The 22,475-nt window shown below is 56.4% G+C and carries 20 protein-coding genes; 8 read left to right on the forward strand and 12 right to left on the reverse strand.

Annotated features, from left to right (window positions below):
• The first annotated feature begins 31 nt into the window (after positions 1-31).
• Entirely contained in the window at positions 32-1,282 is a 1,251-nt protein-coding gene (locus LQK91_RS18660) for a valine--pyruvate transaminase (RefSeq protein WP_078805074.1), read from the forward strand.
• Here the strand turns inward: LQK91_RS18660 and LQK91_RS18665 are convergent.
• Positions 1,279-2,739 carry a PLP-dependent aminotransferase family protein gene (locus LQK91_RS18665; protein ID WP_003849608.1) on the reverse strand — a complete coding sequence of 487 codons (1,461 nt, stop codon included), beginning with the start codon at positions 2,737-2,739 and terminating at the stop codon, positions 1,279-1,281. The genes LQK91_RS18660 and LQK91_RS18665 overlap by 4 nt on opposite strands.
• A gap of 168 nt (positions 2,740-2,907) precedes the next feature.
• On the opposite strand from LQK91_RS18665, the gene LQK91_RS18670 reads away from it, so the two are divergent.
• Genes LQK91_RS18670 through LQK91_RS18695 form a run of 6 tightly spaced genes read left to right on the forward strand, consistent with a single transcriptional unit; the run spans position 2,908 to position 8,643 of the window.
• Positions 2,908-4,374, forward strand: a complete 1,467-nt coding sequence (locus LQK91_RS18670; RefSeq protein WP_105099995.1) for a hypothetical protein — start codon at positions 2,908-2,910, stop codon at positions 4,372-4,374.
• Positions 4,375-4,391: 17 nt separating this feature from the next.
• On the forward strand, positions 4,392-5,666 hold the full coding sequence (locus LQK91_RS18675; protein WP_039658662.1) for an ATP-grasp domain-containing protein: 1,275 nt from the start codon (positions 4,392-4,394) through the stop codon (positions 5,664-5,666).
• Positions 5,654-6,361, forward strand: a complete 708-nt coding sequence (locus LQK91_RS18680) for a class II glutamine amidotransferase (protein WP_003849615.1) — start codon at positions 5,654-5,656, stop codon at positions 6,359-6,361. The genes LQK91_RS18675 and LQK91_RS18680 overlap by 13 nt, the downstream gene beginning before the upstream one ends.
• A gap of 5 nt (positions 6,362-6,366) precedes the next feature.
• The gene (locus LQK91_RS18685; RefSeq protein WP_008926390.1) at positions 6,367-7,167 is read left to right on the forward strand and encodes a hypothetical protein; all 801 of its coding nucleotides are present in this window, start codon (positions 6,367-6,369) and stop codon (positions 7,165-7,167) included.
• Positions 7,168-7,209: 42 nt separating this feature from the next.
• A complete protein-coding gene (locus LQK91_RS18690; RefSeq protein WP_003849620.1) occupies positions 7,210-7,710 on the forward strand; it encodes a YbaK/EbsC family protein in 501 nt (166 codons plus the stop codon).
• Between the two features lie 21 nt (positions 7,711-7,731).
• Complete coding sequence (locus tag LQK91_RS18695; RefSeq protein ID WP_003849621.1) at positions 7,732-8,643, forward strand: O-acetylserine/cysteine exporter; 912 nt, start codon at positions 7,732-7,734, stop codon at positions 8,641-8,643.
• Positions 8,644-9,074: 431 nt separating this feature from the next.
• Here LQK91_RS18695 and ibpA read toward each other — a convergent pair whose 3' ends face one another.
• Complete coding sequence (gene ibpA, locus LQK91_RS18700; protein WP_003849623.1) at positions 9,075-9,491, reverse strand: small heat shock chaperone IbpA; 417 nt, start codon at positions 9,489-9,491, stop codon at positions 9,075-9,077.
• A 287-nt stretch (positions 9,492-9,778) separates the two neighbouring features.
• Here ibpA and LQK91_RS18705 point away from each other — a divergent pair, with 287 nt between their 5' ends.
• Positions 9,779-10,147 carry a YceK/YidQ family lipoprotein gene (locus LQK91_RS18705; protein ID WP_283543753.1) on the forward strand — a complete coding sequence of 123 codons (369 nt, stop codon included), beginning with the start codon at positions 9,779-9,781 and terminating at the stop codon, positions 10,145-10,147.
• Here LQK91_RS18705 and LQK91_RS18710 read toward each other — a convergent pair.
• The 10 genes from LQK91_RS18710 to dnaN all read right to left on the reverse strand — a co-directional run bounded on the left by LQK91_RS18710 (position 10,113) and on the right by dnaN (position 22,473).
• Positions 10,113-11,381, reverse strand: a complete 1,269-nt coding sequence (locus tag LQK91_RS18710; protein ID WP_105100018.1) for a DUF3748 domain-containing protein — start codon at positions 11,379-11,381, stop codon at positions 10,113-10,115. The two genes, LQK91_RS18705 and LQK91_RS18710, sit on opposite strands and share 35 nt — an antisense overlap.
• A 126-nt stretch (positions 11,382-11,507) precedes the next feature.
• Positions 11,508-12,800, reverse strand: coding sequence for an MFS transporter (locus LQK91_RS18715; protein WP_105099996.1), 1,293 nt, complete (start codon positions 12,798-12,800; stop codon positions 11,508-11,510).
• A 236-nt stretch (positions 12,801-13,036) separates the two neighbouring features.
• Positions 13,037-14,185 carry a galactonate dehydratase gene (dgoD, locus tag LQK91_RS18720; RefSeq protein ID WP_003849631.1) on the reverse strand — a complete coding sequence of 383 codons (1,149 nt, stop codon included), beginning with the start codon at positions 14,183-14,185 and terminating at the stop codon, positions 13,037-13,039.
• The gene (locus tag LQK91_RS18725) at positions 14,182-14,799 is read right to left on the reverse strand and encodes a 2-dehydro-3-deoxy-6-phosphogalactonate aldolase (RefSeq protein WP_003849633.1); all 618 of its coding nucleotides are present in this window, start codon (positions 14,797-14,799) and stop codon (positions 14,182-14,184) included. The genes dgoD and LQK91_RS18725 overlap by 4 nt, the downstream gene beginning before the upstream one ends.
• A complete protein-coding gene (locus LQK91_RS18730; RefSeq protein WP_008926393.1) occupies positions 14,783-15,664 on the reverse strand; it encodes a 2-dehydro-3-deoxygalactonokinase in 882 nt (293 codons plus the stop codon). Before LQK91_RS18730 ends, LQK91_RS18725 begins: the two co-directional genes overlap by 17 nt.
• Positions 15,661-16,359 carry a FadR/GntR family transcriptional regulator gene (locus LQK91_RS18735; RefSeq protein ID WP_105099997.1) on the reverse strand — a complete coding sequence of 233 codons (699 nt, stop codon included), beginning with the start codon at positions 16,357-16,359 and terminating at the stop codon, positions 15,661-15,663. Before LQK91_RS18735 ends, LQK91_RS18730 begins: the two co-directional genes overlap by 4 nt.
• 212 nt (positions 16,360-16,571) lie before the next feature.
• Entirely contained in the window at positions 16,572-17,381 is an 810-nt protein-coding gene (gene yidA, locus LQK91_RS18740) for a sugar-phosphatase (protein WP_078805069.1), read from the reverse strand.
• 258 nt (positions 17,382-17,639) lie between these two features.
• Positions 17,640-20,048: a DNA topoisomerase (ATP-hydrolyzing) subunit B gene (gene gyrB, locus LQK91_RS18745; RefSeq protein ID WP_039658656.1), complete on the reverse strand. Its 2,409-nt coding sequence runs from the start codon at positions 20,046-20,048 to the stop codon at positions 17,640-17,642.
• A gap of 18 nt (positions 20,049-20,066) precedes the next feature.
• Positions 20,067-21,152 (reverse strand): DNA replication/repair protein RecF, encoded by a 1,086-nt coding sequence (gene recF, locus LQK91_RS18750; RefSeq protein ID WP_003849644.1) that lies wholly within the window; start codon positions 21,150-21,152, stop codon positions 20,067-20,069.
• A gap of 220 nt (positions 21,153-21,372) precedes the next feature.
• The gene (dnaN, locus tag LQK91_RS18755; protein ID WP_003849646.1) at positions 21,373-22,473 is read right to left on the reverse strand and encodes a DNA polymerase III subunit beta; all 1,101 of its coding nucleotides are present in this window, start codon (positions 22,471-22,473) and stop codon (positions 21,373-21,375) included.
• Positions 22,474-22,475: the final 2 nt, after the last annotated feature.

The following is a 22,475-nucleotide window of genomic DNA, read 5'->3' on the forward strand; positions in this document are numbered from 1 at the left end:
CCCGATTCGTTATCACAAATATTTAACCGCTATGTCCTTTTCTCAGTTCGGCGACAAATTTACCCAACATTCCGGCATCTCACGTCTGATGGAAGATATGGGCGCGGGCCTCCGCACGCCCGGCACCATCATGCTGGGTGGCGGCAATCCGGCGCAAATTCCGGCCATGAACGACTACTTTCAGCAACTGCTGCAGCAGATGCACGAGGAAGGCAAACTCAGCGAAGCGCTGTGCAATTATGACGGTCCGCGTGGCAAAGCGACGCTGCTGGCGTCACTGGCTGAATTGCTGCGTGAACAGCTTGGCTGGCCGATCACCGCAGAGAATATCGCACTGACCAACGGCAGTCAGAGCGCTTTCTTCTATCTGTTTAACCTGTATGCCGGTCGCCGGGCCGATGGCAGCAAGAAGCGAGTGCTGTTCCCGCTGGCGCCTGAGTATCTTGGCTATGCGGATGCCGGTCTGGAAGAGGCGCTGTTTGTCTCGGCGAAGCCGAACATTGAGCTGCTGCCGGAAGGCCAGTTTAAATATCATGTCGATTTCGAGCATCTGCCGATGAACGATGAGGTCGGGCTGATCTGCGTCTCGCGCCCGACAAATCCTACCGGTAATGTGATCACTGATGATGAGCTGATGCAGCTCGATGCGCTGGCACAGCAGCATGACGTGCCGCTGCTGATCGACAATGCCTATGGTGTGCCGTTCCCCGGCATCATCTTCAGCGAGGTGCGCCCGCTGTGGAATCCCAACATCATTCTCTGCATGAGTCTGTCGAAGCTCGGCCTGCCGGGTGCGCGTTGCGGCATTATTATTGCTGACGAGAAGACGATTACTGCACTGAGCAACATGAACGGCATTATCAGTCTGGCACCAGGCAGTATCGGTCCGGCCATCGCCAATGAGATGATTCGTCGCGGCGATCTGTTGCGGCTCTCCGAAGAGGTGATCAAGCCGTTCTACCAGCAGAAGGTGCAGCAGACCATCGCGATCCTGCGGCGCTATCTGCCGGAAGATCGCTGTCTGATCCACAAGCCGGAAGGCGCGATTTTCCTCTGGCTCTGGTTCCGCGATCTGCCGATCACCACTGAATTGCTTTATCAGCGGCTTAAAGCGCGCGGCGTGCTGATGGTGCCGGGCCACTTCTTCTTCCCGGGCCTCGAACAGGCGTGGCCACACACCCATCAGTGTATGCGGATGAACTACGTGCCGGATGCAGAGAACATCGAGCGGGCAGTGCAGATTCTGGCGGAAGAGGTTGAGATCGCCTGGCGCGACAGCTAATCCTGCTCTTCCTGTGGATCGGTTAACGACAGCTGGCACCACTGTGCCAGCTGTTTAATGGCCTGTTCCACCTCAGCATTCCAGCCGAAACCGGCATTCAGCCGGAAACAGTGATCGTAGCGCTGGTCGGTGGCAAAAATGTGGCCCGGCGCAATGCCGATGCCCGCATTACGCGCTTTCAGAAACAGCTCACGCACGTTCAGCGCCTTTCCCGGCATCTCGACCCACAGCACATAGCCTCCTTCCGGATCGGACACGCGTGTTCCCGCCGGAAATTCCCGCAGCACCGACTGACGCATCTCACGGATTTGCCGCGCCAGCTCGCGACGCAGCTTGCGCAGATGCGCATCATAGCCCCCGCTGCGCAGCAACTCCGCCACCGCCGCCTGTGACAACACCGAGGTGCCCATCGTAGAGGTATATTTCAGCGAGGCGATTTTGCGCATGTAATTGACGCTGTGAACCCAGCCAATGCGAATTCCAGGTGCCACGGTTTTGGAAAAGCCGCTGCAGAGAATGGCGTTGGGGCTGAAGGCGCGCATCGGGAAGGGGCGACGCTCACCAAAGGCGGTATCGCCAAAAATATCATCCTCAATGATCACCACATCGTTTTCATCCGCCTGCCGCGCAATATAGGCTTTATGCTCGTTAGGAATGCTCTTGCCCAGCGGATTATTGACGTTGCACAGGGTGAGAAAAACCCGTACCGCTTTGCGCTGAAATAATCCGGTCAGCTTCGCCACATTCACATACCCTTCCGGCCCGGCTTCCACTTCAATCACCCGTAAATTGAGGTTATGCAGCATCTGCAGCAGCACGAAATAGCAGGGTGACTCGACTGCCACCACATCGCCCGGCTGGGTGGTGGCGCGCAGGGACAGCGAAATCGCCTCTATGCAGCCGTTGGTGATCAGAATGTCGTCGGCGCTGATATTGCAGCCGTAATCGACCGCGCGACGGGCAATCTCAGTTTTCAGCGGCGCATAGCCGGTACCTTTGACCGTATTGCCGAGCAGAGCCGGTTTGCTGTAGCCCATCTGGCGCATCAGCAGGCCGATGCGTTTGACCGGGTAAAGTGCGCTGTCGCCGTTGGCCAGATCGAGCCGCACCCGGCAGTCTGAGCCGAGCATCGCCAGATGCAGTTCTGTCTGCTCATCCAGCGGCGCGATGGCGCGCGGCTGTTCGCTGACGGCGGGCAACTGACGCGAAGCGGGCCGCTGCGGGGCAACAAAAAAGCCCGATTTAGGGCGGGCGACGGCGTAGCGCTCATCTTCCAGCGTGCGCAGGGTTTTCAGGGCGGTGGTGAGGCTGACATTGTACTGCGTCGCCAGCGTCCGTACCGACGGCAGACGACTGTCGGGTGCCAGTGAACCGGCATGAATGGCCTGCTTAATCTGTTCTGCGATCTGGCGGTAACGACTGTTCTGACTCTCCTGTTCCCCGATAACATCGGCCATCTGTTCCACCCCATATCGCGCTGATCTGTGCATATTCAACAGAGTACATTCAAAGTACTTTAGGCTGCATCTCTTAATTATTCATGACGCTAAACGGCCCGGCTACCTCGTCAGCCGCCGGGCTTCAGGCCATAAAGTGATTCTGTTCACCTGAGGGAAACGTGAAAAATGAATAATCTGCCCGCCATGATGAAGGAGATTGAAGCGTATCTGTCACCCGCCATTATTGAGTCAGCTCAGCGCTGCTCTGGCCGCCTGATGGCGGCGTTGCCGGATCAGCAGCAACTGGAGAATAACCGTGTACTGCTCGCTTATGGCGGCGGAAAAGACAGCAGCTACATGGTGGCCTACGTGCGCTACATTCAGGGCCTCATCTGGCAGCAACAGGGCAGCACCTTTCATCTGCGGGTCAGCACCAACCGCCATGCAGCGATGAATCAGAGCGTGATGGAGAATATCCACGGTGTTTATCAGGCGCTGGCCATGCATGACGATGACCGGGCGGAGTGTCTGGTGGTGGATGGCCTGCTGATCCGGCCATTTGACCGGGCATTGCCGATGCCGGAGAGCGTGCGGCAGCAGAACCGTAATGACGTACTGATGAATGGCCACCGCTTTCGCGCCGATGCGCGCTCGACCTTCTGCAACGCCTGTAATCTCAGCATGGTGAACTCCTTTGGCCTGGCGGCAGACTATAACGGCGGGGTGGATATGATTATCACCGGCGACTCGCCGCAGGAGCAGGCCGCCTATGTCGCCTGGGCGAGACACCTTTCCCGGCTGTTTGATGCGCCGGTAGCGGACAAAAGCCGGGGCTTCAGCGGATTTCTCCAGACGCTGGACGGTGTGGCAGAGCGCTACTTCTCTGACGTTTACGGGGCCGATCAGCTGACAGCCGCGCATCGCATCACCCATCAGCTCGCACGTGACCCGCTGTTTTTCAACATTTATCAGGACACCGCCTATGAAGCGGGCGCGCACTGGGCGCTGCTCAGCGAATTTATGCGCTTCCGTTTTGATGAACTGATGTTCAGCTTTTCCGAGTCCGACTGCGGTAATCCAACGCTGATGGCGCATCTGCGCGGACTGCGGGCTGAAACGCTGCTGCAGCGCCACTATGCCGAAGGGATCCGCGAGTATGTGCGCTTCGCGCTGGGGCTGATGGTGAAGAAAGATTTTCCGTCCGCGCTCATTAATGAGATGGCGGCGCGCTATCAGGACGACGACGCCATCCGGCAGCAGCGGCAGCGCGCGGCAGATTTCGCCATGCAGGCGTTTAACCTCAGTGAAGATCAGCTGATCTGCATGATTTACTCACCCTTCCTGGCGCACGGAGAGCAGCTGGGACACTGGCTGTCGCAGCAGCAGATTGCGCTGGAGGAAGCCGCTATTCGCGATCTGATTGAACAACGCAATAACGACGTCGAACTGGCTCAGCAGTTAACACAGCTCTCCGGCCTGACGCTGACGCAGATGCGCCACTGCTGGCAGAGCAGGCCGGTCAGTTCGCTGCTGGAGGGCAAAAGTACCGATCCGCTGTCGCGCGTCCTGCGTTTTGATCCTCACAAAGCGGTGATTCAGGTCAATAACGGTGTGCTCAATGACATCGTGACAGAAATCATTTCCGGGCGTTAACCCGGTAAGGCGAGGCGATGAAAAAGATTTTCCTGCAAATTGGCGCCACCCGCGACGGACAAAATCCTTATTGCGCGGTGGCGAAGCGCGACGGCTATTTTACCGTGCTGGCGGAAATGGGTGATTTTGTCGATTACCAGTCGCTCAGTCTGGCGTTGCCGTTTGATCTGATTATTCGCCTCGACCGTCCTGAGAATCCGTGGGAGCTCATGCAGGCTTATCTGCATGCCGGTTTACTGGCGCATCCGCTGGTGGTGCTGGCAGGCTTTGAAGCTTACAACGCCAGCGCCGGACGGCTGCGTGAGATGCTGGCCGGGCCAGACGCGCCTGCCGCCTTTATTCCCATGGATAAATATGCGCAGCGCATGGCGCTGAAAAAAGCCTGGCCGCGCTTCCCGCAGCCAGAGTTCCGCTTTTTCGCGTCACCGCTCAGCATTCTGGATGCGGAACAGGCGCTGATCTATCCGTGTGTCGTGAAACCAGTGGATGGCGGCGGCGGCCTGGGCATCTTTCTGATTGAACGCGCCGATCAACTGCGCAGTGTGGTGAAACAGCTGGTGCAGACCATGAACTATGGCGGTCGCGGCTTCAGCGGCTTTATTGTGGAAAGTGCGCTGACAGGCACTGAGTTTTCGTTGCAGGGTGTGGTGCATCAGGGGCATCCCCAGGCACTGACCTGCTGCCAGAAGGTGATTGAGCAGCACCGGGATAGCCAGGGATGCGTCAGTTTTTATGAGTCGGGGCATGTAGCAATGGCGGCAGCGGCCTTGCCGGCATCGTTCAGTAGCCTGATGACCTTCTGTTGTGAAACCTTTGGCTATCGTCAGGGCGCGTTTCATATCGATTTTATTGTGGTTAATGGCGTACCGCATTTCCTTGAGATGGGATTCCGGCTTTCCGGCATGGGGGTGGCAATGCTGGTGCAGGAGGCAACGGGCATCAACTGGGCGGATGTCACCTTCCGGCTGGAGGCGGGCGATCCACTGCCTGCTTTTGCTTTCACCGGATCCGGTGCGGTTGGACAGCTGCGGTTACGGCAACCGGCGCAGCTGCAGGCTGCCGAAAGCTGGATCGAACAGCATCAGCAGGGTGCGCTGTTGCCACCCCTCAGATTGCCTGCACTGCAGGTTTCGCCACGCTCCTCGCTCTATGCCGATCTGACCCGTCATGCGGGTATCCTCGCCACCTTCAGTCTGACAGATACAGCACGTGAGCCAATTATGACCACGTTTAAGCAGGTGATTGCCGCGCAGTCAGTCACCGCCGGGAGAGACAAAGTATGTGCAGGATGATTCTGGCATATGGCCAGTTTGACAGCGCACAGATCCTGGAGGCAGCACGCGCCATGAGCTGCGGCGAAGGCGCCGAACACGATGGCCCGATCAAATCGCATCCCAATGGCTGGGGCTGTCTGTGGCTGGAACAGGGCGAGATTCACACCCTGCATGGCACCGGCCCGTTCGCAGACGCCCTGCCGGGTATTGACGTGGATCGTCTGCGCAGTCGGTTTCTGGCGGTTCATGTGCGTCACGCCACATTGAGTAAAAATCAGGGGATCGAGTTTTCGCATCCGCTGTGGCGCAACAGCGCCGGACATCAGTGGTACATGATGCATAACGGCTTTCTGCCGACCATTTACCGTCAGCTTGGCCTGGCGGAATCACGCTTCGATTCTGAAGAGTATCTGCGCTATTTAGTGGATCAGACTACCCCTGCTGATTTCACCCGGGACTATCTGCGTGCAAAGATGGCGCAGGTTGAGCCAGGCGGCAGCGCAGGCAATGCCATTTTCGTCACCCGCGACAAAGCCTGGGCGTGGCAGTGGTATCCGCACGACACCCCCTGGCCGGACTATTTTACGATGCATTTTCGGCAACAGGACGGTTGCACGCTGATCGCCTCTGAACCCGTGGCAATACCAGGCAGCGCCGGCAGCTGGCGGCGAATGAATAATCATGAACTCTATGAAATACCGTTTAGGGAGTGATAAACATGGCAATTTTCAATCAGTTCCGCGTGATTAATCCCAACATGTTTGTGGAATCGACCTGGCTGGATGACATCGTCACTGCACGGGTGCCGCTACTGGTGCTGCGTAACTTTCTGACGCCAGACGTGCGGCAAGCGGTGGTGACTGACCTGCAGAGCTGCCGGGAAAAGATCCGTGTCTCTCACTATCCCAATGGCGCGCTGACCACGCTGGGTCCCTATCTGGCACGCCATACGGCGGCACCTGATAACTATTTCACTGAGCTGCGCGATATCCAGCCGGCGCTGCCGGCATCACTCAACACACTGCGCGAACAGATTTACCGCTGGGTGCAGCACGCGCTGCGGCTGGAGAGCTTAAACATCGCCCACGAACCGGGTTGTGGTGACTACGCCGGTTCTATCGTGCGCTTTCATGCTGATGGCGTCGCGAACCCGCTACATAACGACAATATCGTGCGCGATGCTGCAGGAACCTCCCTGGTTGTGACACAAATATTGCATCAGCTCAGCTGCGTGGTCTGCCTGCAGGAGTGCAGCGCGGGTGGTGCGCTGCGCATTTACAACAAAAAGTGGTCGCCGGAGGATGAGCAGTTCAAAACCGCCGGTGAGCTGGGCTATCGCAGTGGGGTCATTGATCACAGCGAGATCTGCGAATTTTCACCGCGCAGTGGCGATGTCTATCTGTTTAATCCCGCTTTTTATCATGAGATTGATCGGGTCGAAGGCGATACCCGTATCACCATGGGCTTCTTTTTCGGGCTGACCGATAAAAAGATGAAACATGCTATCGCCTGGAGCTAAGCCAGGTTGTGCCATTAAGTTGTGCCAGAAAAGGAGAAGGGAATGACGACGTTTGAAAAGATTACTGCGCTGCTGGATCAGCATCAGGCCAGCTACCGTGTGGTGGAGCATGAGGCGGTAGGGCAAACCGAGCAGATCAGCCAGATACGCGGCAACGCACTGGGTCAGGCGGCCAAAGCGATGGTGCTGGAGGTGAGCATGCCGGATGGTGCGCCCTCGCGACAGCTGCTGGCCATTGTGCCGGGCGACTGCCGGATCAATTTTAAAAATGCGGCGCGCGCGATCGGTGGCAAAAAATCCTCTTTCGCCGCGCCGGAGCTGGCACAGGCACTGACCGACTGTGTCATGGGCGCTGTGCCGCCATTTAGTTTTGATGACCGGCTGGCGCTGCGGGTGGATTCCCGGCTGCAACAGGTCGGCACATTATGGTTTAACGCGGGCGAACTGGAGAAGTCGATCGCGCTGGCTGCAGAGGATTATTTTCGCATCGTGGGGGACGCGTGTTGTGCTGATATCGCCACCCCGATTGCGGTCACCGCCTGACGGCGGCACAAGGAGTTTCTGATGTCGGTAAAAGATATGCTGTTAGCACTGTGCGTGGTGGTGGCGTGGGGCGTGAATTTTGTGGTGATTAAGCTGGGGCTGCAGGGCATGCCGCCCTTTTTGCTCGCCGGACTGCGTTTCTCTCTGGTCGCCTTTCCCGCCATTTTCTTTGTGCGTCGCCCGCCGATCCCGCTGCGCTGGCTGGTCGTTTACGGCATGACCATCAGTTTTGGTCAGTTCGCGTTTCTGTTCCTGGCGATCAAACTTGGTATGCCAGCCGGTCTGGCCTCGCTGGTGCTGCAGGCGCAGGCCTTCTTTACCCTGTTGCTGGGCGCGCTGCTGCTGGCGGAAAAGCTGCGCTGGAATCATATTGTCGGGATTATCATCGCCACGCTGGGAATGTTTATGCTGGCCACAGCAGGCATGGAAGGGCAAACCAGCGCCGGTATTACGCTGACCACCATGATGCTGACACTCTCGGCGGCGCTGTCATGGGGGCTGGGCAATATCACTAATAAGATCATTATGCGGAACCGCAGTGTGCCGATCATGTCGCTGGTGGTCTGGAGTGCACTGGTACCGGTCATTCCCTTCTTTGCCTGCTCTCTGCTGTTTGATGGCGAGGCCGCCATCGTTAACAGCCTGCTGCATATCGGCCTGCAGACCGTGCTGGCGCTGTTCTATCTGGCGTTTGTCGCCACCATTGTGGGCTACGCCATCTGGGGGAATCTGCTGAGTCGCTATGAAACCTGGCGCGTCGCGCCGCTGTCGCTGCTGGTGCCGGTCGTGGGGATTGTTACCGCTGCGCTGGTGCTGGATGAGCATCTCTCCGGGCAGCAGATGTTGGGCGCGGCAGTGATTATTCTGGGGCTGCTGGTGAATGTATTTGGCGGCGTGCTGGGTCAGCGTTTAGCGATGCGAACGCAGCCGTAAAGGTAAAAAACGCCGCTGCCACGGCGTTAGAGGTTGTTGATAAAATCTGACCCGGTTAGCTGTGAGACCGAGCAAGCGCAGGAAGCACGGTCAGATCGGAAAGACGCAAAAACCGCCCTCCATGGCACGCTCGGCCCGCGCGATTACGCACCTCATCCCTGAGGTACGCCCGTTGCCGGGCCAACGCTTCGCGCTGTTCAAAAACGCTCCCGACGTTTTTGTCCATGGCGCGGGACGCTTTCCTCTTCTGCCCGTGTTTCCTGCGCGTTGAGTTTACTCGTTGCGGCCAGATTCACCCTGATTTGGGTATGCCAGCAGTCTGAAACGCCGCTGACGCTGCGTATGCTCCCTGAGCCTGCGCTCCCACTGACATCAAAAACAAAAAACGCCGCATTAGCGGCGTTTGTCATAGTTAATACAGAATCTCAATCTTACTTCAGAATCTCAATACGGCGTGGTTTCGCCTCTTCCGGCACCAGACGTTCAAGGTCGATGCTCAGCAGACCATTTTCGAGACGAGCATCGCGCACCACAATGTGGTCGGCGAGCTGGAATTTACGCTCGAAGTTGCGCTCGGCGATTCCCTGATACAGGTATTTACGCTCGGCCTGCTCTTCAGGATGGGCTCCCCGCACAATCAGCACGTTATCGTGCGCTGTAATATCCAGTTCGCTCTGAGAAAAACCGGCCACCGCAATCGTAATGCGATAGTGATTTTCATCGACCAGTTCTACGTTATAAGGAGGATAGCCGCCATTGCTCTGATTCTGATTAGATTCGAGCAGGTTAAACAGGCGATCAAAACCGATAGCAGAGCGATAAAGTGGGGTGAGATCAAAGTTACGCATATTAAGACTCCTGAAGTTCAGCAAGTTTTGGCAACCTTCCACTAGTGGACAGGCTGGATACGGCACCTCACTGTCCCTTGCGGCAACCGTGAGTGCGTCCGTAAAGTAAAAATGGGTGTCAGAAGAGGATTTTCAAGAGTGTAAAATGCAATTTTTTTCGCCAATCTGAGGAAATGACATACACTCAGGACTACTTTTGCCAGACCAGAACGGACTTCGCCCCAGAGTGTTGACGTTGTCTGGCAAGCAAACTCAGCCAGGCTTATGCCATGACTGAAGGGATGATGATGATGAAATTAAAGACCTTACCTCTGGCTGGAATAGTGTGCTGCGCAATGGTGACAACCGGCTGTTCCAGCGTGATGTCTCACACCGGTGCGAGTCAGGGCTACTATCCCGGCACCCGTGCCAGCGCTGACATGCTGGCCGATGGTGATACCAGCTGGGCGCTGAAGCCGCTGGCGTTAATCGATCTTCCTTTCTCTGCCGTGCTGGATACGTTGCTGCTGCCGTGGGACTACTACCGTAGCGACCAGGACAAAACTCTCGACTCCCCACGTGAACGCATCCTGCAGAGCGAAAGACTCGCGCATACCAACGAAAGCCTGGCACAGGCGCAGCCTATGCCTCCTGTGCGGTCGCAGCCGCAACCGTAAAGAGTTGCCGCCAGCCATTCACCTCACGCATATAAGCAATCTGTGTACCGTCCGGTGACCAGACCACCGCGTCACCTGACGGTGCTTCTTCCGTTCTGCCGGTCAGCCGCTGACACGCGCCGCTCTCAATGTCACATCGCATCACGCTGTTATCACAGATAAAGGCAATCGCCTGGCCCTCAGGATGCCAGCTAAAGGTGGACTGAATGCTGTGGCTGAGATGGGTGATCTGACGCGGTTCGCCGCCATTGGGCGACACCATCCAGAGCTGGATCACCTCTCCTGCATCCGCCATCAGAAACGCGATCTGGCTGCCATCCGGTGCAGCACGCAGCCAGTGGCGCGGTTGCAGCGCCACGCCGCGGCTGTGCGTCAGGCGACGCTGCTGCACGCCAGCCGGTGGCGCAGGTAACTGCTGGCTGCTGCCCTCCAGCGGCTTCTCTCCGGCGCGGGCGTAATCCTCCAGCGCGTCAGGCAGATCAACAATAAAAACTTCAGGCCGTTTCTCGCCCTGTGCCGTCACGGTGTCGCCAATAAAAGCGATAGCCCAGCGCTGCCAGCTGCCGTCTGGTTTCTGATAACCGCGCTCACCGACCCAGCACTCCTCATAGGCACGATTGATCTGGTCGCTGCCGGGTTGTGGTTCCGCATGCGTCTGGCTCACCAGCACGCAGAAAAAAGTGCCGTCATATTCACGCGGATGCTGCTTTACAGGCGTGACAGCACACAGCGGCACGCCGACGCCGACGTTGCGCAGATCCAGACGGCTATCCAGCTCATGCATCACGTGGTCATTGTAGGTAAAGCTCAGGCGTGAACCATCAGGACTAAAGACATGCACATGCGAACCGCCACGCAACGCGCCAGGGGTGAACGGCGGCGTGATATCGCAGGCATCCAGATTCACCGCCGTGCCGTTCTGAACGATCACACCGCGCCGGTGGTGGAAATCATACTGCCAGCTGGCATCGGGATGTTCCGGGCCATGAATGCAGACGTAGCGTGGCGGCAGGTCGGGACTGACCGTAACGACACCGACGTGGGCTCCGTGTCGGGCCTGATAGAGCACCTCTACCTCTCCGGTCATCACATTGACCCGCTCAATGGTCTGGCTGGTAAACGACGCGCCCGAGGGACGGACGTCAAACGCCAGCCACTGACTGTCGGCAGTCCAGATATTGATATTGGTGAGCTGATGCTGACGGGCAGCAAAGGTGATCTGTTTTTCTGACATGATAAAACCTACGGAGACAGCGTTGCCCGACAAATTACGCGATTCTGTTTTGCGGTGCAGCTTTTTTGCCGGATGCAGGGAGCCGGGCCGCTGCGGCCCGGAGAAGATGACAGTCGTAGCAGACGATTAACCGACGCGTTTCACATCGCCGACCAGCAGGATGTAGGAGAGGGCACCGAGTAGGGCCACAACCGAAATATAGGTCAGCGCCGGGGCAAAACCGTAATCCTGAGCCAGATAGCCCACGACCAACGGCACGGTGATGCCGCCCAGTCCACCGACAAAGTTGAACACTCCACCGGTCAGCCCGATCAGGCGCACCGGTGCCAGTGAAGAGACCAGTGACCAGGTGATCGACGCAAATCCATTCCCAAAGAACGCCAGCCCCATCAGCACCATAATCCACACCGGATCATTCGTGTAGTTGGCACCCATGATGCAGGTTGATATCAGCAGGCCACAGATAATCGGCGTTTTACGGGCAAACCCTAGCGAACGGCCGCTGCGTACCAGACGGTCAGCCACAATGCCAGAGAGGATGACGCCAACAAAGGCAGCCAGGAAGGGCACCGTGGTCATAAAGCCTGCCGTTAGCGCGGCAATGTGCTTCTCCTGGGTGAGATAGTTAGGGAACCAGGTCAGGAAAAACCACAGAGTGGAGGTGACGGCAAACTGACCGAGATAGACGCCGCACAGCTTGCGATGAAACACCAGTTTCCAGTCGGCGGCAGTTAAACGCATCCGATCTTTTTTGGCCACCGGCGCATCGCCTTCCACCATAGCACCACCTTCACGGATATAGCTCAGCTCAGCCTGATTAATGCCTTTGCTTTTATTGGGTGCCTGATAAACTTTGATCCAGATGAATGACCAGACAATACCGACAGCGCCGGTAATGATGAAGACCCAGTGCCAGCTGAGTAGCTCCTGAACCCAAATCAGCAGCGGTGTCAGAAAAGCAAGGCCGACAAACTGACCCGACGTATAAAAGCCGACGGCTGAGGCGCGCTCCTGCTCCGGGAACCAGCTGGTTACCAGCCGGTTATTGGTCGGGAAAGCGGGGGCTTCAAAAATACCGGTAATGGCACGCAGACCGATCAGCGAGAGTAATCCGCTGGCAAAGCCCTGCAGCAATGTCGCCACTGACCAGCCGAAAATGGCAATAAAATAGGTTAATCGTGAACCGACCCGATCCAGAAACCAACCGCCGGGGATCTGGCAAAGCGTATATAACCAGGCAAAGGCAGAAAAGACATAACCCATTTGCGCTTTAGTAATACCAGATTCCTCCTGAATATGCGCAGACGCCACGGCTAAATTAGCGCGGTCCACATAACAGATCACCACAGTAATAAAGATCATTACCAGGGTTAAATAACGGCGGCGAGTCGGTTTTTCCTGTGTTGCTGAGAGATCCATAGTGCTTCTCCGTCTTCACGTAAGGAAAATTACGTGCTTTGTAGGGTATCGGACCGGCGCCAGACTGACTTTTTGGGCAAATCTGGCGCACAGAACACCACAGGCGTCTGCAAGACGCACTGGGGCGGAAGATAAGTTTTTTTATATTCCGGCTGACGCAGGCATGTGCTGACCCCTGCGCCTTATTTACCGGCACATTCTTTACAGATTTTTTTTATTTTATTCCGTCAGATAAATTACCATTCTGCGACCGAACCATCTGCTGATCGCCATAATGGATTACGCCAGTCAGGCGCATTTTTACTGCGTGCTATCACTAACTCTTCATTAATTTCCACACCCAGTCCTGGTTTATTCAGGGGATAGAAATGGCCATCATCCATTTTAAAATCATCTTTATTCAGTACATAATCGAGCAGCTCTGCGCCCTGATTGTAGTGAATGCCCATGCTCTGCTCCTGGAACACCGCATTACGTGACACAAAGTCGATGTGCAGACAGGCGGCCAGTGCAATCGGGCCCAGTGGGCAGTGCGGGGCCAGGGCCACATCATAGGATTCCGCCATTGCGGCAATTTTGTAGCATTCGGTAATGCCGCCTGCATGAGAGAGGTCAGGTTGCAGAATCGCCAGCCCGCCCGCTTCCAGCACACGCTTGAACTCAAAGCGTGAGAACATGCGCTCGCCCGCGGCAATCGGAATGTGAGTCTGTGCGGCAAGGCGCGGATAATATTCCGCCTGCTCAGCCAGTACCGGCTCTTCGATGAAGAGTGGGCGATAGGGTTCCAGCTCTTTGATCAGGACTTTTGCCATTGGTGCGCTGACGCGCCCGTGGAAATCCAGGCCAAATTCGATCTCTTTCCCAAAAGCTTCGCGGATTTGCGCCACGGTATTGACTGCGGCATCTACTTTCAGTGCGCTGTCGATAATGCCCATCTCTTCGCAGCCATTAAGCTTGAAAGTGTCAAAACCGATGGTCCGCAGTTTTGTGATGCCTTCAATCACATCAGCCGGACGATCGCCGCCTACCCAGCTGTAGGCTTTAATACGGTCACGCACCAGACCGCCCAGTAACTGATAAACCGGTACCCCCAGTGCTTTGCCTTTGATGTCCCACAGAGCCTGATCGATACCGGCAATGGCGCTCATCAGAATCGGGCCACCCCGGTAGAAGCCGCCGCGATACATTACCTGCCATAAATCGTTGATGCGCGAGGGATCCTGGCCAATCAGGTACTCTGATAGTTCATGAACGGCGGCTTCCACGCTTCGCGCCCGGCCTTCAATAACCGGCTCGCCCCAGCCAACGATGCCTTCATCGGTTTCTATCTTCAGGAACATCCAGCGCGGCGGTAAGCGGTAAGTGGTCAGTCTGGTAATTTTCATCGTACAGCGTCCTTATATGCAGTAACAAAAGCCTGAGCCTTTTCTATCGTGCGTGACAGCGGCTGACCGGCGCGATAGAGATCGCTGCCTAATCCTGCGCCGACGCAGCCCGCAGCCAGAAATTCCTGCAGGTTTTCAGGTGTCACACCGCCCACGGCAAACACCGGAATGTCGGGTGGCAGCACCGCTTTCAGCGCTTTGATGTAACCGGGACCAAATGCCGAAGAGGGGAAAATTTTCAGCGCCTGCGCACCCGCCTGTAAGGCGGTAAAGGCTTCGCTGGCGGTAGCACAACCTGCCGCGACCGTCATGCCGTGAGAGACGGCCTGACGGATAACCGCCGGATCGGTATTGGGCGTGACCACCAGTTTGCTGTTGAGCTCTGCCAGCTGGTCAACCTGCTCAGGTGTCAGCACAGTACCTGCGCCAACCAGAGCCTGGTCACCAAAGGTTTTTACCATGGCGGCAATGCTGGTGGCCCAGTCTGGTGAGTTTAGCGGGATCTCGATAGCGTCAAATCCGGCCTCGATCAACGCACCAACGTGCGCCTCGGCTTCCGCCGGGGTAATGCCACGCAGAATGGCGATCAGCGGTAAGTTAGTTTGCCAGGACATTGGCGATACTCCTTATTCCATGCTGAAAGGCTCGATCGCCCTCCAGGGTGACAGATTCCAGACCGATGAACTGCAACGCCTGCTGATATCGACAGGCCAGTGCATCACCGGCAATGATAACAAGGGGCTGACGGGTGTCTGTTGTGCTCTGTTTCGTCATCAGCGCAACCTCATGTCCAATCAGGAGTCCGGAGAGAAACTCGCTAACGTGGCGGCGATCGCGTGTGCCCAGAACATGGGCCGCGCGCACTTCAAATAGGCGCGACAGGATCGAAGCATCCTGAGCACCGCGTTCAATACCTTCCTGAAACGCCACGTTGTTCTCCTGCTGCTCCGGCAGGCCGGCTCCAATCAGAGAATGATTCAGCAGCAGATGATGCAGTTCGCCGGTCATCACGGTTCGGAAATCGCGCACCTCCAATCCCTCAACATCGACCCATTTTGCATGGGTGCCCGGCATGACATAAAGCGATGCTGCGTGCAGCGTGGTGGCACCTAACAGCTGTGTCTCTTCGCCGCGCATAACGTTATCGTTGTCGTCTCGTTCGATGCTCAGTCCCGGCACGATCCACGCTTTATCCGCGACGTGTGTGAGGTGGCTGGCAAGCTGGTCCAGCGCTATTGGACAGCCAAGATAAGGCACCGGTTGCCAGCCCGCGTTACTGCCCACCATGCCCGCCATGATTACCGGCACGCGGTCAACGGGCCAGCCAGCGGTGACATCGTCAAATACCTCAGCCGCAGTACGTCCGGCCAGACGCGTCACCCCCGCTTCAGACCGACGCTGGTCGACACATTCACCCTTATCGTAGTGCCAGGCACGCAGGTTGGTGGATCCCCAGTCGATGGCGATATAGCTGCTCACAAAATCTCCTTGAGTCGTGCGGTTGAACTGGCGATCATCGCTTTCGCTGCCTCTCCGGCGGCATCAGCATTCTGATGGCGAATCGCGTCAAATAATGCTTTATGCTCGGCCAGCGTACGCGGCATGTTCTCCTGATCCGGCATATAGGTGCGGGAGAAGACCGCTTTTTGCAGCTGACTGATCGCGACGTTAAGCTGCTGAAGCACCGGGTTGTGCACCGATGCCAGCACCGCTTCGTGATAGCGGATATCCGCCTCGTTAAACAGTTCGCGATCGGCATGATGTGTCACCATGTCGTTATAAGCCTGTTCGATGGCCGCCAGATCGTTGGAGGTGGCGCGCTCGGCTGACCAGCGGGCAATTTGCGGTTCAACCAGCACACGGACTTCATTCATCGCAGCGATCAGACGCGGATCCTGATCGTGCGATAGCGCCCATTGCAGCACGTCACTGTCGAGATAATTCCACTGGTTGCGGGCGGTGACGAATGCCCCCCGGTAGCGTTTCACCTCAATCAGCCTTTTTGCCATTAGCGCCCGAAAGACTTCGCGAATGATATTGCGTGAAGTAGAGAAGCGATCGCAGAGGTCGGATTCCGCCGGAAGTGCGGCGCCTGGCGCAAAGTGGCCGACGACAATCTCCTCGCCCAGCGTCAGGATGATACGCTCCGTTTTGCTGATGTGCAGTTGCGTCATGATGATCCATTCAGTGAGAAAGCATGAGCTATCAGATTACTGCCTTCCGCTTTTCAGGCCTACAGATTGTCTTAACCTCTGCACATATTGTAGTACTTGATATTAATCCTGTACTACAATCCAGATCACAAAAACAACAATCCGCCCTGGCAGGTGGTTGGCGTTAAATCAGTGGGAAAGGCGGATGGCAGGACGCCATCCGGGAAAGGCAATTAAAGCACTAACTCTTCAATGGCATGCGCCACACCATCTTCCATATTGGTTTTGGTGATGAACTGCGCGATTTTCTTAACAGAATCAATGGCATTACCCATTGCGACGCCGGTTCCGGCGTATTCAATCATCGCCAGGTCATTCTCCTGGTCGCCAATCGCCATCACCTCTTCCTGCTTAAGACCGAGCTTGTCAGCCAGCATTTTGACGCCCTGGCCTTTATTCACCCGACGATCGAGAATTTCCAGGTAGTAAGGCGCGCTCTTCAGGATGGTGTAAGTCTGGTGAGCATGTTCGGGCAGACGGGCAATCGCTGCGTCGAGCAGGTCCGGGCGGTCAATCATCATCAGTTTCGGGAAGCGCGTGGCGCGATCCATCTCTTCCACGGCGCGATAGCGCACCGGAATGCCGGTCAGGCTCGCTTCATGGATGGTGTATTCACTGATGTCTTTATTGGGTGTGTAGAGATGGGATTTGTCGAACGCCTGGAAATGCACACCAAGCTCGCGCGCCAGATTCTCGATGTAGAGGTAGTCGTCAAAGGTCAGCGTCACTTCCGCCACGCACTCACCATCTTCGGCCTGATGAACCAGCGCACCGTTGTTGCTGATCGCATACTGGCCGGGCGTCTGCATATCCAGCTCCATCAGATAGCGCTGGATACCCACAAATGGCCGGCCGGTGGTCAGCACAATCGACACACCTTTCTGGCGGGCGCGATCCAGGGCAGATTTCACCCCTGGTGTGATCTCATGTTGCGGGTTGAGCAGGGTGCCATCCATGTCGATAGCGATCAATTTAATAGCCATACAATCCTCGTAGCGTCTGGGTTTTATTCAATGCTAGCGCGATTCAGCGCACATTGACCAGCTTCATGGCAGGCAGGAACGGGCAGCAAACCGCTGGGTGCAGGCGGCAAAGAGATCGCGGTGGATTTAAATCACGGCTTTTCGGATAGTTGCGGGTTCGCCTGGCGAACAGCAGGGGTGCGGCCTGATGGATTTCCGCCCGTACGGTACAAAAAAAAGGCCATCACCTGAGTGATGGCCTGTTACGTCCGCTGCCGGTTAGATATCGATATTGGCGGCTTTCAGCGCATTCTCTTCGATGAAGGCGCGACGCGGTTCCACCGCATCGCCCATCAACGTAGTGAACAGCTGGTCAGCGCCAATCGCATCTTTAATGGTGACGCGCAGCATACGACGGCTGTCTGGATCCATGGTGGTTTCCCACAGCTGATCCGGGTTCATCTCACCCAGACCTTTGTAGCGCTGGACGGAGAGGCCGCGACGCGACTCTTTCACCAGCCACTCAATCGCCTGTTCGAAACTTGCCACTGGCTGACGACGTTCGCCACGCTCAATGTAAGCATCTTCTTCCAGCAGACCACGCAGCTGGCTACCCAGCGCGCAGATTTTGCGATACTCAGGCCCCTGAATGAAATCCGCGTCCAGCGGATAGTCGGTATCCACACCGTGGGTACGGACGCGCAGCACCGGCTCGAACAGGTTCGTTTCGCGGTTTTCACGCACCTGTGCCAGATAGGTGCTGCCGTGCGCTTCGCGTTCGGTCAGATAGCTCACCAGACCGTTCAGCCAGGTCGTGACCTCTGCTTCGTTGCTCAGATCGCTCAGCGTGTCGTGATAAATCATCGCGCGCAGCATCGCCATCGGATAACGGCGCTCCATACGCTTGATCATCTTCTGGGTGCTGTTGAAATCAGAGACCAGTGTTTCCAGCGGCTCACCGCCCAGCGCGGGTGCGCTGGCATTGGTGTGCAGCGTCGCACCATCAAGTGCAATAGCGATCTGGTATTGATCCATCGCCTCGTCATCTTTGATGTACTGCTCCTGCTTACCTTTCTTCACTTTGTAGAGTGGCGGCTGGGCGATATAAACATGGCCGCGCTCAATGATTTCAGGCATCTGACGATAGAAGAAGGTCAGCAGCAGGGTGCGGATGTGTGAACCATCGACGTCGGCATCGGTCATGATGATGATGCTGTGATAACGCAGCTTGTCCGGGTTGTACTCATCGCGACCAATACCACAGCCCAGCGCGGTGATCAGCGTGGCAACTTCCTGGGAAGCAAGCATCTTGTCGAAACGCGCTTTCTCAACGTTAAGGATTTTACCTTTCAGCGGCAGAATCGCCTGGTTCTTACGGTTACGGCCCTGTTTAGCCGAGCCGCCTGCGGAGTCACCCTCCACCAGGTAGATTTCGGACAACGCCGGGTCGCGCTCCTGGCAATCCGCCAGTTTGCCTGGCAGACCTGCCAGATCCAGCGCGCCTTTACGGCGGGTCATTTCACGGGCGCGGCGGGCCGCTTCACGGGCACGGGCTGCGTCGATAATTTTGCCCACGACGATTTTGGCGTCTGACGGGTTTTCCAGCAGGTATTCTGCCAGCAGCTCATTCATCTGCTGCTCAACCGCCGATTTCACCTCGGAGGAGACCAGTTTATCTTTGGTCTGCGAGGAGAATTTTGGATCCGGCACTTTCACCGACACTACGGCGATCAAACCTTCACGCGCATCATCACCGGTGGCGCTGACTTTGGCTTTCTTGCTGTAACCCTCTTTGTCCATGTAGGCATTCAGGGTACGGGTCATCGCCGCACGGAAACCGGCGAGGTGTGTACCACCGTCACGCTGCGGGATGTTGTTGGTAAAGCAGTAGATGTTTTCCTGGAAACCGTCGTTCCACTGCAGTGCCACTTCCACACCGATGCCATCTTTCTCAGTAGAGAAATAGAACACGGTAGGGTGAATAGGGGTTTTGTTTTTGTTCAGGTACTCAACAAACGCCCGGATGCCGCCTTCGTAATGGAAGTGATCGTTTTTGCCATCGCGCTTATCTTCCAGACGAATCGACACGCCCGAGTTGAGGAATGAGAGTTCACGCAGGCGTTTCGCCAGAATGTCATACTCAAAATCGCGCACGTTGGTAAAGGTTTCGTGGCTCGGCCAGAAACGCACGCGGGTCCCGGTAATGTCGGTTTCACCCGTTACCGCCAGCGGTGCCTGCGGTACGCCATGGACGTAAACCTGCTGATGCACTTTGCCTTCGCGACGAATGGTCAGCTCCAGCTTCTGCGACAGGGCGTTAACCACGGAGACGCCCACGCCATGCAGGCCGCCGGAGACTTTATAGGAGTTATCATCGAACTTACCGCCAGCATGCAGCACGGTCATGATCACTTCAGCGGCAGAGATGCCTTCTTCTTCGTGAATACCGGTTGGAATGCCGCGTCCATCATCCTGCACCGAAACGGAGTTATCCGCGTGGATGGTGACCACAATGTCACTACAGTGACCAGCGAGCGCTTCGTCGATTGCGTTATCCACGACCTCGAATACCATGTGATGCAGACCGGTACCGTCATCGGTATCGCCGATATACATGCCCGGGCGTTTGCGTACCGCATCAAGTCCTTTCAGGACTTTAATACTTGAGGAGTCATAAGAATTCGACATCAACGTTTCTCGCTCATTTTAATCTTCAGGTTGAACCGCTATTTTACCCTGTTCCACGCGGAACATCTTGCCCTTTTCGTCAGTCATGTCGATTACATGCCCGGCAGAAATAGCGCTGACAAACACCTGCGCCTGAGTGGCTTTTAACCGGTCCGCCAGCAGGCGTCGTCGGCTCTCATCCAGCTCAGAAGCAAAGTCATCAATGAGGTAAATACAGCGGCGTCCGCTCTGGCTTGTCAGGAACTCGCCCTGTGCCAGACGCAATGCACACATCAGCAGTTTTAACTGCCCGCGTGAGAGTAAATCTTCCACCGGCGTCCCTTCAGCCCGAATACGAAAATCGGCTTTATGGGGGCCGCTGGCGGTATAAGTCAGCGCACGATCGCGCTCGAAGTTACGTTCCAGCAGTTCGCCGTAATCACTCTCTTTGTCCCAGCCACGCTGGAAGGAGAAGCGCAGTTCAAACTCTGGCAGAAACTGGCTACAGGTGGCGGTGATCTCTGCAGATATTGCCGCACTGTATTCCGCCCGCCACTGGCTAATCTGTTCAGCCAGCGGAACCAGCTCCTGATCCCAGGGACGAATCTGGCTGTAACGTGAGACCTGGCGAAGCGCCGCATTCCGCTGTTTAAGCAGGCGACGCATGTTGTTCCATGCGTTGAAAAAGCCGGGCGTGTTATGGAAACAGCCCCAGTCGACATAGGCCCGGCGGTATTTGGGACCGCCATTCAGCAGACTAAAACCTTCAGGCGTGATTAACTGCATCGGCAGCAGCTGCGCCAGCTCTGCGACTTTATGACCATCGCTGCCATCAATACGCACTTTGCTGTCACCGGCCCGGTTTTTGGTCAGCCCGACAGAAATTTCCCGCTCTGCGTTTTCCAGACGCCCGTGCAAGACGAACGCCGCCTCGTCGTGACGAATGACGCGACCCGCCTGCAAACTGCGAAACGATCGACCATGCCCCAGCGTATGAATCGCCTCTAAAACGCTGGTTTTCCCACTGCCATTGGCACCCACCAGGAAATTAAATCCGGGGGCCAGTTGCAGGTCGGCCTGCTCGATATTACGAAAATCTTTGATAAGAAGGCGGGTTAAAGCCATGAATCAATCCAGCGTGAAGGGCAATAAAGTTTTTGGACCTGGCGATCAAGTGCGTTAACGGCAAAGCAGGTTTGGCCGACATCCCAGTCACGAGGCCGTCGGCGTCGTCGCTACGTTGCGCCTCGCCAGCGCACAGCCACCGGAGCGTACTGAAGTACGTGAGGATGGCGAGCACTGCCGGGGCACAACATAGCAAGTAAGCCAGGCCGATATATAACACTTACAAGCGCATGGGCATGACGACGTAAGCTGCTGCAGGACTCGCCACATCTTCGATCTGCACGCTCGACACTGAATCCGTCAGCAGCAGGCGGACGTTTTCGCACTTCAGCGCGTTCAGCACATCCAGCACGTAACTGACGTTAAAACCGATCTCCAGTTCCGTGCCGTTATAGCTGACATCCAGCATCTCTTCCGCTTCTTCCTGTTCAGGGTTATTGGCGGTAATTTTTAGCTGATTTTCGGTGATATAGAGGCGAACACCGCGGAACTTCTCGTTAGAAAGGATGGCAGCACGGGCAAAGGCCTGTTTGAGCAGATCGCAGCCCGCTTCCAGCACTTTATCGGGATTCTTCGGCAATACGCGGCGATAGTCAGGGAAGCGACCATCAACCAGCTTAGAGGTAAAGATATAGTCGCCGACGTGCGCGCGGATATTGCTGCCGCCAATCCGGACCTGCAGAGGCGTATCGCCGCCATCCAGCAGACGCAGCAGCTCAATGACGCCTTTACGTGGCACAATCACGGAATGACTCGGCAGTGCCTGACCAATCGGCATGGAGCAAACGGCCAGACGGTGACCATCAGTGGCTACAGTGCGCAGCTCTTCCCCTTCGGTTTCAAACATCATGCCGTTGAGGTAGTAACGCACATCCTGATGGGCCATCGAGAACTGAGTCGCTTCGATCAGCCGTTTCAGGGTCGCCTGCGGCAGGGTGAATTCAACTTCACTCTGCCAGTCGTCGAGATTCGGGAAGTCACTGGCGGGCAGGGTCGACAGCGAAAAACGGCTGCGGCCAGAGCGAACCAGCATACGATCGCCTTCCAGCGCCAGCGTGATTTCTGCACCATCCGGCAATCCGCGACAGATATCCAAAAATTTTCGCGCCGGAACGGTGGTGGAGCCAGGCTCATGCGCCTGCGTCAGCGCCACACGTGCGACCATCTCCATTTCCAGATCGGTACCGGTCAGCAGCAGCGAACCTTCTGTAACCTGCAGCAGCAGGTTTCCGAGAATCGGCAGCGTCGGACGACCACCCAGTGGGCCACTAACTTGTTGCAGCGGCTTCAGCAGCTGCTCACGTTCAACAATAAATTTCATAG

The organism is Pantoea sp. MHSD4 (assembly GCF_021043305.1).
Lineage (GTDB): Bacteria > Pseudomonadota > Gammaproteobacteria > Enterobacterales > Enterobacteriaceae > Pantoea > Pantoea eucalypti.